The following is a 13,150-nucleotide window of genomic DNA, read 5'->3' as shown; positions in this document are numbered from 1 at the left end:
ATGCCGCCTGGGTTTTGCTTTTCTGTGGGAGCTGGCTTGCCTGCGATGCAGACGCCTCGGTGCATCAGCGTTACCCAGGCAATGCTATCGAAGGGCACGCCAGCGCTTCCTCGAATTGTCGTTGAAAGTTCTGCGATGGACAGGGCAGCGAGCCTACATAGGGTATGGAACTGTCCGCATCCGACTTACCACTGAGCGGGTGAGAGCCCTGCGGGCTTTTCACTTAATCGGGAGCGTTGCAGATGTGGAATTCAGGGGCGGCAGGGACGGGAGGTGTGGGCGCCGGGTATGCGCCAAATGGGGTGCGACCCAGGGCGGTTTCCGTTGCGCCTGCGGCCGAAGTGGTTGCGGTCAAACAGCAGCTCAATGAGTTATTTGATGCGACAGGTTCCAAGGCACAAATGGCTCAACGGTTATCTTTCAGTTTGAAGGCGCTTCTGGAAAAAGTGGACAGCGGTACGTTCAAGAACGATCTCCACAAGCTGATTCAAACCTTGGACGTCTACATAGCCTCCCAAGCGGCAGTTTTTCAGTCTATACAGCACCTGTTCCCGGATGCGGGGCGAGAGTCTCTCTCCAGCCGGTCGCATGACACTGGCCACCCCCGTGCACATAACGGACCTGGGCTTCGTCATCCGCGGCAGGTAAGTCATAACACTCCCACTCAGAGGATGAGTCTTGATGACCTCTACACCGACAGGAGTAATCCTGGCAGAAGACCTGGCGTGGGTAATGAACCCGGCAATATCTGGAGTGGTTTCAAGCAGGGGCCAAATAAAAGCAATTGCACGACGGTGGCAGCCATAAAGGTCGCAATGATGAAGTTTGGCCAGAAGCCGACCGATATTTACAAGCAGGTAATAGCAGCGGGTGATGGCTGGAACATACAGATGCGGGATGACCGCTGGTATCACCTGTCCAAAGATGAGCTGGCGCAGGCAACCTATAGATCTGAGTTCAGTGGCGATAATCCGGCGATGGTGGCAGATGCTAATTTTCTGTATGCCGTGAGTGCTAAACGGGCGCAAGTGGAGAATAACGACGGTTATGCCGCGCGAGGTTTCGAGAGCGCGTTATACAGCATCAATGACGGTGAGCCCTTTGGTCACAATTACAATGGGTTCGTGCGCCTGGGCCTGAGTGCCCACATCCAAAAAACCACTGTTGAAAACTTGGCGCGTGGGCAACTGGGTCTTGTGACTCATGGCGTTGCGGTTAACGGTCAAATGGTGGGCCATTCGCTTGCAGTGATCAATGGGCGAGAGGAAGTGTGGGGTAGGCAAGGCGGGAGTCCACCGACTGACATCTACGCCAACGCGGTGACCTTGGTTTGACGTGTGATTGGGGCTGTGATTGGCCCCTTTACCGTCCCAGAGCACCTTGCCAAACCCATTCTGCGACGCATACGTGCCGACATGGCGCAGATCACGCTCACTACCAATCTGGCTGAACAAGGGAATCCCTTGTCCCAAAAGCACCGGGATACGGGTGATGATCAGCTCATCGATCAGGGCGGCCCATCACCGTGGCGTTTCTGATCTCAATTTCGTAAGAGCTTTCGGAAAATTGTCTTTTGTTTTGACGCTCGCCCAATCATGGCTTTAGATGTTCGCCACGACCAAACCCATGATGAAACTGGCGGTGATTTAAATGGAGTGTATTTTCTGCAGCATTGTCCGCAAAACGTCCCCGGCCCACCTTCTGTGGGAAGACGAACACCACATGGCGTTCCTGTCGATCTTCCCTAACACGCCGGGTTTCAGCGTGGTAATCCCCAAGCAGCACTACGGCAGCTATGCGTTTGCGCAGTCGGATGAGGTGTTGGCCGGGCTTGCCGTTGCAGCCAAGAAAACCGCGCTTCAGATCGACCGTGCGTTTCCCGATGTGGCCCGAACGGGGATGATGCTGGAAGGGTATGGGGTGGATCATTTGCATGCGAAGTTGTTTCCCATGCATGGGACGGGCTCGGACAGTACCTTTAAGCCGTTGAGCTCGAAGGTGGATAAGTTCTTCGAGGCGTATGAGGGCTATATCTCGTCCCACGATCATGTGCGGGCGGATGATGCTGAGTTGGCAGAGCTGGCGGCCAGAATCCGATCCTTCGCCTAGCGCAAAATCAATGTGGGAGCGGGCAAGCCCGCTCCCACATGTTTTACTGTGTCCGCCTGAGAAATCAGCGGCGGCTGCTGACCTCGGCGGGCACATCGTCCCCGGCCATGCGCTTGCGGAACAGTGCAGTGCGAGCCAGCAGCAGCGTGGTCACCGGCACCGTGATCGACAGCAGAATCGGAATCAACCAGCCGTGCAGCACCGGCGCGGACTTGAGCACCGAAAAGTAGATGATCGACGCCAACGCCACACACCACGCACCCAACGTAGAGGCCAGCGCCGGCGGGTGCATGCGCTGGAAAAAGTCCTTCATGCGCAGCAGACCGATCGCGCCGATCAGTGCGAATACGCTGCTCAGCACCAGCAATACCGCCACGCAGGCTTCAACCCATAACGGCATCATTCAATCACCTCGCCACGCAGCAGGAATTTCGCCAGGGCAAACGACCCGACAAAGCCAAACAGCGCAATCAGCAGCGCCGCTTCAAAGTAGGTGTCACTGGCGTAACGGATGCCGAGCACCAGCATCATCAGCATCGCCAGGATGTACAGATAGTCCAGTGCCAGAACCCGGTCCTGTGCCGACGGGCCTTTGAACAGGCGCGCCAGTGTCAGCACCATGGCCAGCGAGAACAGGAACAGGCTGATCAGGATCGCGTTGGAGAGCAGGGCGCTCATTCGAAGATCTCCATCAGGGGCCGCTCGTAGGTGGTTTTGAAGTGCTCGATAAAGGGCGCTTCATCCTCAAGGTCGAACACGTGCAACAGCAGAATGCTGCGGTCCAGCGCCAGTTCCGACCAGACCGTGCCGGGTGTGACGCTGGTGATCATCGACAGCACGGCCAGGCCGTTGGCGTCGCGCAGGTCCAGCGGGATTTTGATAAAGCGCGACCGCGGCGCACGCGAGCCGCAGATCAGCACACCCCAGGCCACTTGCAGATTAGAGATGATCACGTCGCGGCCCACCACCAGGAACAGGCGCAGGATCACCCCAGGGCGGCGGATGCGGATCGGCAACGGGCGCAGCGGCGCCATCAGCAGCGGGGCAAGAAAGCCCAGCAACGCGCCGAGCAGCAGGTTGCCGGGGCTGACGGACAGGTTCAGCACCAGCCATAACAGCCACAACGCCAGCGATAACCAGGGGGCAGGGAACAGACGGCTCATGGCTGCACCTCCAGGGCGGCGGTCTTGGCTTCAGGGCTTGGCACCGGGCGCGTCGCCAAGACGGCCATCACGTAGTGTTCCGGGTTGTTCAGGCTTTCGGCAGTGGCCTGGGTGTAGCGCATCAACGGCTCGGCTTTGAAAGTCAGGAGAATGCTCAGGCCGAGCAGGAAAAAGATCGGCAGGCACTCGTAGCGGCGCAGCAGCGGCGAGGGGCGTTCTTCCGGCGTCCAGAAGCGCTGGATGCCCAGACGGGCGAAGGCGATCAGCGACGCCAGGCCCGACAGGATCAGCAAGGTCACCAAGCCCCAGGCGGCGGGGCGTATGGGTTCATCCACGGCATTTCCCAGCCCCAGCGGGTTAACCAGCGCGCTCAACAGGCTGAGCTTGCCGATGAAGCCAGACAGCGGTGGCATGCCGATAATCAGCAATGCGCAGGCGACAAAGCTCAAGCCGAGGAAGGCCATGGTCCATGGAATCACCTGGCCGACCACGGCTTTCTGTTCATCGTCGAGGTTCACGCCGGGCCGTGGATGCAACGATTCCATGGCCTTGGGCAGCGCGTCGATTTCCTCATCCAGCGGCAGGTCATTGGCCGAGCGCGAACGCTCGATCAGTTCGGCCAGCAGGAACAGCGCGCTCAACGCCAGCGTCGAGCTGACCAGATAGAACAGGGCCCCGGCCGTCAGGCTTGGCTGGGCAAAGCCCACGGCCGACAGCAGAATCCCGGCCGACACCAGAATGCTCAAGCTGGCCATGCGTTCCAGCCGCTGCGCCGCTACCATCGCCAATGCGGCGCAAATGATCGTTGCCATGCCGCCGTACACCAGCCAGTCGCCGCCGAACAGTGCCGAAGCACCGGCTTGCCCCGAAAACAGCAACGTCCACAGGCGCAGCACGGTGTACACGCCCACCTTGGTCATGATCGCAAACATCGCGGCCACCGGCGCGCTGGCCGAGGAATAGGCGGGCGCCAGCCAGAAGTTCAGCGGCCACATGCCGGCTTTGGCCAGGAATGCTGTTGCCAGAATCGCCGCACCGGCATGCAACAGGCCGCGATCGGCCTCTGGCACCAAGGGGATTTTCAGCGCCAGGTCAGCAAAGTTCAGCGTGCCGGTGACGCCATAGATCATCGCCGCGCCAATCAGGAACAGCGACGAGGCCAGCAGGTTGATCGCGATGTAATGCAGCCCCGACGACACTCGCGCACGGCCCGAGCCGTGCAGCATCAAACCGTAGGACGCCGCCAGCAGCACTTCGAAGAACACGAACAGGTTGAACAGGTCCGCTGTCAGGAAGGCGCCGTACAGGCCCATCATCTGGATCTGGAACAGCGCGTGGAAGCTGGTGCCGGCGCGGTCCCAACGGGCCATGGCGAACAGCAGCGCGCTCACGCCGATAATCCCGGTGAGCACCAGCATCATCGCCGACAGTTGGTCCACCACCAGCACGATGCCGAACGGTACCTGCCAGTTGCCCGGCAGGTACACGCCGATCGAGCCGGGGCCGCCTTGTTGTGTCCAGTACAGCAGCAGGACGGCGATGCCCAGGCCGACGACGCTGGAGAACAGGTTGATTTTTGCCTTCAGCGGGCGGCGTTTTTCGCCGAGCATCAGCATCAGCGCGGCGGTCAGCAACGGCAGCAGGATCGGCGCGACGATCAGTTGATTGATCCACGTCATTCCTTGGGCTCCCGACCGTCTACATGGTCAGTGCCGGTCAGCCCGCGAGAGGCCAACAGCACCACCAGGAACAGCGCGGTCATGGCGAAGCTGATCACGATGGCCGTCAGTACCAGCGCCTGGGGCAGGGGATCGGTGTAGTGGAGCAAGTCTTGCGGCACGCCGTCCTTGATGATCGGCTCCTTGCCGATAAACAGGCTGCCCATGCTGAAAATGAACAGGTTGACCCCGTACGACAGCAGGCACAGGCCCATCACCACCTGGAACGTCCGTGGCCGCAGGATCAGCCAGACGCCGGAGGCCGCCAGGACCCCAATGGCAATTGCGATGACTTCTTCCATCAGGCGGCTCCTTGCGTTGCGGCAACCACTTTTTTCGCCTGGTTGCTCGGTTTGTGGGCCCGCACGGACTGGTGGCCGAGGGCGGTGAGCATCAGCAGCGTGGAACCGACGACCATGGCGTACACGCCGACGTCGAAGAACAGCGCGCTGGCGATATGGATATCGCCGAGCACGGGCACGCTGAAATGCCAGGTATGGGTGGTGAGGAACGGGTAACCGGCAAACAGTGCGCCGAGCCCGGTCAGGGTGGCCGAAAGCAGGCCAAAACCCATCCAGCGCATTGGCCGCAGGCTCATCTGCGCCTCAACCCACTGCGTACCGGCAACCATGTATTGCAGGATGAACGCTACCGACATCACCAGGCCTGCGACAAAGCCGCCGCCCGGCTGGTTATGACCGCGCATGAACAGGTAGAACGACACCACCAGCGCAATCGGCAGCAGCAGGCGCACCAGCACCGCAGGCACCATCATGAAGCCCAGCGCGGTGTCACTGGCCTGGCGCGGGTTGACCAGGTCGGTGGCCACGTCCGGCGCCAACTGGCGCTGTTGCGCGGGCAGTTGCATGCTTTCTTTGGACGGGCGGAAGCGCCGCAGCAGGGCATATACCGTCAGCGCCACGGCGCCGAGCACGGTAATTTCGCCGAGGGTGTCGAAGCCACGGAAGTCGACCAGCATCACGTTCACGACGTTGCTGCCGCCGCCTTCGGGCAGGGCGCGGCTGAGGTAGAACGAGGAGATGTCGTTAGGGGTCTGGCGGGTCAGCATCGCATAAGACAGCAGCGCCATGCCGCCGCCCACCACGGTGGACAGCAGGAAGTCACGCAGGCGGCGAATGCGCGCCTTGCGCAGCGAGCTGGGCAGTGGCGACACTTCTTCGATCCGCCGTGGCAGCCAGCGCAGGCCCAGCAGGATAAGCACGGTGGTTACCACTTCGACGACCAATTGCGTCAACGCCAGGTCCGGCGCCGAGAACCACACGAAGGTGATGCAGGTCATCAAGCCGCACACGCTGACCATGGTCAGGGCCGCCAGCCGGTGATATTTGGCTTGCCAGGCGGCGCCGAGGGCGCAGGCAATCGCCAGTAGCCACAGGGTCACAAACACAATGGATCCCGGGATTTTCGGCCGGTCGCCCCAACTGAGGCCGCTGTTGAGCATCGGGATCAAACCTGCAATCACCGCTGCCATCACCAGCAGGAACAGCTGGGTCTGCAGGCGTTTGGTGCTGATGCGTTTTTCGATCCGGCGCACACCGCGCATCATCACCACCAGGCTGCGTTCGAACATGCGCTTGCCGTTGAAGTAGCTGATGACCGGCGGGTACTTGAAGCGGCCCCGCTTGAGCTGTTTGCGCAGCAGCAGGTAGAGCACCACGCCGCCGGACATCGCCACCAGGCTCATGATCATCGGCGCGTTCCAGCCGTGCCAGATCGCCAGGCTGTACTCGGGCAGTACTCCACCGACCACCGGCAGTGCGGCAGCGGCGAGGATCGAGCCGACCACCTGGGCCGGGAAGATGCCCACCAGCAGACAGGTGAACACCAGCAGTTCTACCGGCGCGCGCATCCAGCGCGGCGGTTCGTGGGGCGTGTGCGGCAGGTCGGTTGCGGGCGGGCCGAAGAACACATCGACGGTAAAGCGCAGCGCATAGGCGACGCTGAAGGTGCCGGCGATGGTTGCAATCATCGGCAGGGCGATTTCCACCCAGGCGGTCGCCGAGATAAATACCGTTTCAGCGAAGAACATCTCTTTGGACAGGAAGCCATTGAGCAACGGCACCCCGGCCATCGACGCGCTGGCTACCATCGCCAGGGTCGCGGTAAACGGGATCAGGCGCACCAGACCGCTGAGCTTGCGAATATCGCGGGTGCCGCTTTCGTGGTCAATGATGCCCGCGGCCATGAACAGCGAGGCCTTGAAGGTGGCGTGGTTGAGGATATGGAACACCGCAGCGACGGCGGCCAACGGGCTGTTGAGGCCCAGCAGCAGGGTGATCAGCCCGAGGTGGCTGATGGTGGAGTAGGCCAGCAGGCCCTTGAGATCGTTTTGAAACATGGCGCAGTAAGCGCCGAGGAGGAGGGTGATGGCGCCGGCACCGCCGACGATCCAGAACCATTCTTCGCTGCCGGACAGCGACGGCCACAGGCGGGCCAGCAGGAACACGCCGGCCTTCACCATCGTCGCCGAATGCAGGTAGGCCGAAACCGGCGTCGGTGCCGCCATCGCGTGGGGCAGCCAGAAGTGGAAGGGGAACTGTGCGCTTTTGCTCAGGGCGCCGATCAGCACCAAGGCGAGCATGACCGGGTACAGCGAGTGCGCGCGAATCTGATCGCCCGCCGCCAGCACCTGGTCCAGGTCATAGCTGCCGACGATATGCCCCAGCAGCATCACGCCGGCCAACAGGCACAGGCCGCCCGCGCCGGTGACCATCAGCGCCATATAGGCACCGCGCCTGGCATCGGCGCGGTGGTGCCAATAGCCGATCAACAGGAACGAGAACAGGCTGGTCAGTTCCCAGAAGAACACGATCTGGATCAGGTTGCCGGAAATCACCAGCCCGAGCATGGCGCCCATGAAGGCCAGGAAAAACGCGAAGAAGCGCGGCACCGGGTCGTCCGGCGACATGTAGTAGCGCGCATACAGCGACACCAGCGAGCCGATGCCCAGCACCAGCATCGAGAACAGCCAGGCGAACCCATCCATGCGCAGCACGAAGTTCAACCCAAGGCTGGGCAACCACATGAATTCTTCGCGGATCACGCCACCGTGGGCGATCTGAGGGTAGAGCAGGGCGACTTGAATGGTGCCGACCAGGGCCACGAGGCCAGCCAACAGGGATTCGGTGTTACGTGCATTGTGCGGCAGCAAGGCCGCCAGACAGCTGCCAATAAACGGCAGAAGCAGTAGAACTATCAGGGACATAGGCTTCTAATCTGCGGGAGTTTGGGATGCATCATACGTGCCGCTTTCTCGATCACCAAACGCCAAGATGTGGCAGGATCCTACAAGGTAGGCTGAAAACCCCCGTTTAGCATTGTTTCGGCTGGCTCCGTTGCAGCCCTCACCACGGCCCCCTGTGGGCGCCGGGCTTGCCCGCGATGGCGATCTGACAGCCAGTGCAAGCGGTCAGACCCTAGCCCTGCTGTTCCTGTTCCCTTTCATCCTGCAGGTCGATGGCCTTCTGCCCTTTAGTCCTCAGCTCACTCACAATCACTGCCGCCACAATCAACGCCGCCCCCACCATCGCGATCGGCGGGAAGCGCTCACCGGCCATTCGCCCGATCACGCCGGCCCACACCGGTTCACCGGCGTAGATCAAGGTGGCGCGTGTCGGCGAGACACTCTGCTGCGCCCAGTTCATCGCGACCTGGATCACCGCGCTGGTCAAGCCGAGGCCCACCGCGCTGAATACCAGCAACCAGGAAAACCCTGGCAAGCGTTCCCCCATCGGTACCACCATCAGAAACGACAATAACGACGCCGTGGCCAGTTGCACCACGGTCACCCGGCGTACATCCACCTGCCCGGCAAACGCGCTGATCAGAATAATTTCGGCGGCCACCGCCACTGCACAGATCAGCGTGGCGATTTCGCCGGGGCTGAAGTTCAGCGACGCGCCTGCCGGGCCGGTGAGCAACATCAAGCCGGTAAACGCCAGCATGATGCCGATGGCCGGCATCAGCCCTGGGCGGCGACCCAGCACCAACCACTGCAGCAGCGGCACGAACGGCACATACAGCGCCGTGATGAACGCCGACTGACTGCTCGGAATAGTCTGCAGCCCGATGGTCTGCATGCCGTAGCCGAACATGATCGAAGTGCCGATGAAGGCGCCGGCTTTCAATTCGAACAAGGTCAGGCCGCGCAGGGTGCGCAACGAAAAGAACCCCACCACGATGGCTGCTGCGGCAAACCGCAGACCCACGAAAAACATCGGCCCGCTGACCGTCATCGCATGTTGCACGAGCAAAAAGGTGCCGCCCCAGATCATGGTGATCACCACGAGAATGCATTCGGCTTTGCTGAAACGGTTGAAGCGTGAGGAGGGGGTCGGGGCGGTCATGGCGGCTCGGTCTTGCAAGGGAAAGGCACGGACCGCACAATGCGCCGCACGCTGGGCAGTATACTGCGCACACCTACCTATTGAGCAATATAGTGCACAAAGAAAATCCACATCGGGCGTCGGTCCTGCAACACGTCAGCCAGAACGTGCGTCGTCTGCGGCATGCTGCCGACATGAGCCAGACCGCGCTATCGGAAAAGTCCGGCGTCAGCCGGCGCATGCTGGTGGCCATCGAGGCGGGCGAGAAGAATGTCAGCCTGTCCACCCTGGATCGCGTCGCCGAGGCCCTGGATGTAGCCTTCAGCGACTTGATCCAGGCGCCGGATGCCGGCGATCACAGCCGCATCAACGAGCTGGCGTGGGCCGGCGACATTCCCGGCAGTAAAGCCGTATTGCTGGCCAAGGCCACTGCCCGGCGCGAAGTGGAGTTGTGGGAGATGCGCCTGGAACCGGGCGACCGTTACAGCCCGGAACCCGACCCGGAAGGCTGGAGCGTGCAGCTGTTTGTGTTCGAAGGCCGTCTGACCCTGATCCTCGATGACGAAGAAAAACACGTGGCCACCGGTGAGTTCTTCATGTTCGCCAGCCGCCAGGCCCACGGCTATCGCAATGATGGTGAGGTGGCGGTGCGCTTTGTGCGCAACGTGGTGATCTAACTGTCTGCCAGGCAACAGTGGATGGACACTTTGCTCGCCTGCACACGCAGGTCTTTAAAGATTTTAGCCGCAACACCCTGATTTTATTGGCGATTACATTCAGGCACGACTCCTGCAATCACCCAGGTCATCTCACCGGAGCCTGGAGTCGGCCATGTCAGCCCACCCTCAACAACCTGCCCATATCATCCGCTCGGACGCCGAAGCCATCGAGGTCGCCACGCGCCTGGCCGCACGCTTTGCCGTCGACGCCAGCGCACGCGACCGCGAGCGGCGCTTGCCTGTGGCCGAACTTGACGAGTTTTCTGCCAGCGGTTTGTGGGGCATCACCATTCCTAAAGCCTATGGCGGCGCCGAGGTGTCTTATGTGACGGTGGCCGAGGTGATCAAGTTGATCTCCGCCGCCGACCCATCGCTGGGGCAAATCCCGCAGAACCATTTGGGCGTGGTGGACATTCTGCTGCAAACCGCCACAGAGGAACAAAAGCGCCACTACTTCGGCAAGGTCCTGGCGGGCTATCGGTTCGGCAATGCCTTCTCCGAAGCCAAAAGCAAAAACGCCGGCACGTTTGATACCCAGATTCGTTTTGAGCACGACACCGCACACATCAACGGCGAGAAGTTCTACTGCACCGGCGCGCTGTTCGCGCATATCGTGCCCACCGTCGGCAACAATGAAAACGGCCAGGCCTATATCGCCTTCGTTGAGCGCGATGCGCCGGGCCTCACGGTCATTGACAGCTGGGACGGCTTTGGCCAGCGCACCACCGCCAGCGGCGCGGTGACACTCGACGGTGTGACCGTGCCGCGCACCGCAGTGATCCCGGCTCACCTGGCCTTTGACCAACCCACCGCCAATGGCCCGATCTCGCAGATCATCCAGGCCGCCGTCGACACCGGCATCGCGCTTGGCGCGCTTGAGCACGCCAAAATCCACGCCCGCCAGGCACGCCCCTGGATTGACAGCCAACAAGAGCATGGTTGGCAAGACCCCTTCACCATCGCCGCCATCGGTGACCTGCAATGGCGCGTGCACGGCACCGAAGCCATCCTCGCTAAAGCCGGCAAAGCGGTCGACCTGGCCCTGGCCGAGCCGAACGAAGACACCGTGGCCCACGCCTCGCTGGTCGTCGCCCAGGCCAAAGTGCTGTCGGCCGAAACAGCCTTGCTCGCCAGCAGCAAACTCTTCGAACTCGCCGGCACTCGTTCGGTGACCGCCAAGCACAACCTCGACCGCTTCTGGCGCAATGCGCGCACCCACACCCTGCACGACCCGGCCCGCTGGAAATATCACCTGATCGGCAACTTCGTGCTCAACGGCGTGAAGCCCGCCCGCCACGCCTGGAACTGAGGAACCTGACCCATGACCGCACTGAATTACGCGCGCCAATTGCTGGAAAGTACCCGCCGTACGGTTGAGCGAAGCGATGACCCCTACGTGATCAGCCGCTTCGGCGATTGGCAGATCCGCGTCGATGTGGCCGCCGCCTTGCTTGAGCGCGCCGCCACCGACCCAAGCCCGGTGGCCCTCACCGAAGCGCAGATCGCCGCCGCCGAAGCGCTGATTTTCGCCAGCAATGCCGAGTTCGAACTCACCGGCCAGCGCACCGCGCTGCCGCCCAGCCTTGATGATCCGTTGCGCACGAAATACCAGATTGTCGGCAACTACCACCTCAACGGAGCGCTTTGATGTCCCGTGAAATCCGCTTGAATGCCTTCGACATGAACTGCGTCGGCCACCAGTCGCCCGGCCTGTGGGCGCACCCGCGTGACCGTTCGTGGCAGTACAAAGACCTGGAATACTGGACCGACCTGGCCAAAATCCTTGAGCGCGGCAAATTCGACGGGCTGTTTATCGCCGACGTGCTGGGTATTTACGACGTGTACAACGGCAACGGTGATGCGGCGATTCGCCAGGCGGCGCAGGTGCCCGTCAATGACCCGCTGTCGTTGATCACGCCGATGGCACTGGTCACCGAGCATCTGGGTTTCGGCCTGACCGCCTCGTTGTCGTTCGAGCACCCGTACCCGTTTGCCCGAAGGCTATCCACCCTCGATCACCTGACCAAGGGCCGCGTGGGCTGGAACATCGTCACCTCGTACCTGGAAAGCGGCGCCAAGAACCTCGGCCAGAAAGCCCAGACCGAACACGACGCGCGCTATGACTACGCCGAGGAATACCTGGAGGTTTGCTACAAGCTCTGGGAAGGCAGCTGGGAAGAGGGCGCGGTCCTGCGTGATCGCGAGCGCCGGATTTTCAGCGACCCGAGCAAAATCCACGAAATCCGCCACGTCGGCAAACACTTCCAGGTGCCCGGTATTCATCTGTGTGAGCCGTCGCCGCAGCGCACGCCGGTGCTGTACCAGGCCGGTGCGTCCAGCCGTGGCAAGCAGTTCGCCGCCGAGCAGGCCGAGTGTGTGTTTGTCGCGGCGCCGTCCAAGGTATTGCTGAAAAAGACCGTGGCCGATATCCGCCGCCGTGCCGCAGAAGCCGGGCGCGACCCGAAGAAAATCCTGATTTTCAACTTGCAGACGGTGATCGTCGGCGAGACCGACGCCAAGGCCAAGGCCAAGTTTGACGAGTACAAATCCTACGTCAGCTACGAAGGCGCAATGGCATTGATTTCTGGCTGGACCGGTATCGACTTCAGCCAGTTCAAACCCGATGAACCGCTCAAGCACGTGCACACCAACGCTATCCAGTCGGCGGTGGAGGCCTTCTCCACCGCAGACCCGAACAAAGTCTGGACGCCCAACGAACTGGCCGACTGGGTTGGCATCGGCGGCTTTGGCCCGTTGTTTGTCGGTGGCCCTGAAACCGTGGCCGACCTGCTGCAGGAATGGGTCGAGGAGACTGACGTGGACGGTTTCAATCTGGCCTATGCGCTGACCCACGAAACCTTTATCGACGCTGTGGACCTGTTGGTGCCGGAGCTGCAAAAGCGCGGCGTGTACAAGACCGAATACGCCCAGGGCACCTTGCGCGAGAAGCTGTTCGGCGACGGCGCGCGGCTGGGGGCGAATCATCCGGGCGCCGGTTACCGCGACTTATCGGGTTCATACAAAACCAAGGTGGGAGCGGGCTTGCTCGCGAATGCGGACTGACATTCAACATACATGTTGACTGAACCAGCGCT

13 protein-coding genes and 1 pseudogene are annotated in these 13,150 nt (G+C 61.5%); 6 read left to right on the top strand and 8 right to left on the bottom strand.

Annotation, left to right across the window (positions count from 1 at the left end):
- Positions 1-275 precede the first annotated feature (275 nt).
- Positions 276-1,334, top strand: a complete 1,059-nt coding sequence (locus AACU78_RS27740; protein WP_234452605.1) for a hypothetical protein — start codon at positions 276-278, stop codon at positions 1,332-1,334.
- 51 nt (positions 1,335-1,385) lie between these two features.
- Here the strand turns inward: AACU78_RS27740 and AACU78_RS30200 are convergent.
- A pseudogene (locus AACU78_RS30200) lies at positions 1,386-1,517 on the bottom strand (dihydrofolate reductase family protein); the annotation flags it as partial.
- A 133-nt stretch (positions 1,518-1,650) separates the two neighbouring features.
- Between AACU78_RS30200 and AACU78_RS27735 the strand changes: the two are divergent.
- Positions 1,651-2,109: an HIT family protein gene (locus AACU78_RS27735; protein WP_106578794.1), complete on the top strand. Its 459-nt coding sequence runs from the start codon at positions 1,651-1,653 to the stop codon at positions 2,107-2,109.
- Between the two features lie 64 nt (positions 2,110-2,173).
- On the opposite strand, the gene AACU78_RS27730 is transcribed toward AACU78_RS27735, so the two are convergent.
- The 7 genes from AACU78_RS27730 to AACU78_RS27700 form a co-directional block, all read right to left on the bottom strand.
- Positions 2,174-2,512: a Na+/H+ antiporter subunit G gene (locus AACU78_RS27730; RefSeq protein ID WP_106578793.1), complete on the bottom strand. Its 339-nt coding sequence runs from the start codon at positions 2,510-2,512 to the stop codon at positions 2,174-2,176.
- The gene (locus tag AACU78_RS27725; protein ID WP_106578792.1) at positions 2,509-2,787 is read right to left on the bottom strand and encodes a K+/H+ antiporter subunit F; all 279 of its coding nucleotides are present in this window, start codon (positions 2,785-2,787) and stop codon (positions 2,509-2,511) included. The genes AACU78_RS27730 and AACU78_RS27725 overlap by 4 nt, the downstream gene beginning before the upstream one ends.
- Positions 2,784-3,272: a Na+/H+ antiporter subunit E gene (locus tag AACU78_RS27720; RefSeq protein WP_106578791.1), complete on the bottom strand. Its 489-nt coding sequence runs from the start codon at positions 3,270-3,272 to the stop codon at positions 2,784-2,786. Before AACU78_RS27720 ends, AACU78_RS27725 begins: the two co-directional genes overlap by 4 nt.
- A complete protein-coding gene (locus tag AACU78_RS27715) occupies positions 3,269-4,951 on the bottom strand; it encodes a monovalent cation/H+ antiporter subunit D (protein ID WP_106578790.1) in 1,683 nt (560 codons plus the stop codon). Before AACU78_RS27715 ends, AACU78_RS27720 begins: the two co-directional genes overlap by 4 nt.
- The gene (locus tag AACU78_RS27710) at positions 4,948-5,292 is read right to left on the bottom strand and encodes a Na+/H+ antiporter subunit C (protein WP_007986256.1); all 345 of its coding nucleotides are present in this window, start codon (positions 5,290-5,292) and stop codon (positions 4,948-4,950) included. Before AACU78_RS27710 ends, AACU78_RS27715 begins: the two co-directional genes overlap by 4 nt.
- A complete protein-coding gene (locus tag AACU78_RS27705) occupies positions 5,292-8,216 on the bottom strand; it encodes a monovalent cation/H+ antiporter subunit A (protein ID WP_106578789.1) in 2,925 nt (974 codons plus the stop codon). Before AACU78_RS27705 ends, AACU78_RS27710 begins: the two co-directional genes overlap by 1 nt.
- A 211-nt stretch (positions 8,217-8,427) precedes the next feature.
- Entirely contained in the window at positions 8,428-9,357 is a 930-nt protein-coding gene (locus tag AACU78_RS27700) for a DMT family transporter (RefSeq protein WP_106578788.1), read from the bottom strand.
- 92 nt (positions 9,358-9,449) lie between these two features.
- On the opposite strand from AACU78_RS27700, the gene AACU78_RS27695 reads away from it, so the two are divergent.
- The 4 genes from AACU78_RS27695 (at position 9,450) to AACU78_RS27680 (ending at position 13,118) form a co-directional block, all read left to right on the top strand.
- Positions 9,450-10,013: a helix-turn-helix domain-containing protein gene (locus tag AACU78_RS27695; protein WP_106578787.1), complete on the top strand. Its 564-nt coding sequence runs from the start codon at positions 9,450-9,452 to the stop codon at positions 10,011-10,013.
- A 154-nt stretch (positions 10,014-10,167) separates the two neighbouring features.
- A complete protein-coding gene (locus AACU78_RS27690; protein WP_106578786.1) occupies positions 10,168-11,364 on the top strand; it encodes an SfnB family sulfur acquisition oxidoreductase in 1,197 nt (398 codons plus the stop codon).
- Between the two features lie 12 nt (positions 11,365-11,376).
- A complete protein-coding gene (locus AACU78_RS27685) occupies positions 11,377-11,703 on the top strand; it encodes an acyl-CoA dehydrogenase (RefSeq protein WP_106578785.1) in 327 nt (108 codons plus the stop codon).
- Positions 11,703-13,118 (top strand): LLM class flavin-dependent oxidoreductase, encoded by a 1,416-nt coding sequence (locus AACU78_RS27680; protein WP_106578784.1) that lies wholly within the window; start codon positions 11,703-11,705, stop codon positions 13,116-13,118. The genes AACU78_RS27685 and AACU78_RS27680 overlap by 1 nt, the downstream gene beginning before the upstream one ends.
- Positions 13,119-13,150 lie beyond the last annotated feature (32 nt).

The organism is Pseudomonas sp. R9.37, assembly GCF_963878885.1.
Classification (GTDB): domain Bacteria; phylum Pseudomonadota; class Gammaproteobacteria; order Pseudomonadales; family Pseudomonadaceae; genus Aquipseudomonas.
The sequence above is the reverse complement of the archived record's forward strand: the minus strand, read 5'-3'. Positions and strand labels throughout refer to the sequence as shown.

Coding starts and splice junctions, on each gene's coding strand:
- AACU78_RS27730 (WP_106578793.1), bottom strand. CDS start 2,512: ATGATGCCGTTATGGGTTGAAGCCTGCGTGGCGGTATTGCTGGTGCTG.
- AACU78_RS27725 (WP_106578792.1), bottom strand. CDS start 2,787: ATGAGCGCCCTGCTCTCCAACGCGATCCTGATCAGCCTGTTCCTGTTC.
- AACU78_RS27690 (WP_106578786.1), top strand. CDS start 10,168: ATGTCAGCCCACCCTCAACAACCTGCCCATATCATCCGCTCGGACGCC.
- AACU78_RS27710 (WP_007986256.1), bottom strand. CDS start 5,292: ATGGAAGAAGTCATCGCAATTGCCATTGGGGTCCTGGCGGCCTCCGGC.
- AACU78_RS27705 (WP_106578789.1), bottom strand. CDS start 8,216: ATGTCCCTGATAGTTCTACTGCTTCTGCCGTTTATTGGCAGCTGTCTG.
- AACU78_RS27680 (WP_106578784.1), top strand. CDS start 11,703: ATGTCCCGTGAAATCCGCTTGAATGCCTTCGACATGAACTGCGTCGGC.
- AACU78_RS27720 (WP_106578791.1), bottom strand. CDS start 3,272: ATGAGCCGTCTGTTCCCTGCCCCCTGGTTATCGCTGGCGTTGTGGCTG.
- AACU78_RS27735 (WP_106578794.1), top strand. CDS start 1,651: ATGGAGTGTATTTTCTGCAGCATTGTCCGCAAAACGTCCCCGGCCCAC.
- AACU78_RS27685 (WP_106578785.1), top strand. CDS start 11,377: ATGACCGCACTGAATTACGCGCGCCAATTGCTGGAAAGTACCCGCCGT.
- AACU78_RS27715 (WP_106578790.1), bottom strand. CDS start 4,951: ATGACGTGGATCAATCAACTGATCGTCGCGCCGATCCTGCTGCCGTTG.
- AACU78_RS27700 (WP_106578788.1), bottom strand. CDS start 9,357: ATGACCGCCCCGACCCCCTCCTCACGCTTCAACCGTTTCAGCAAAGCC.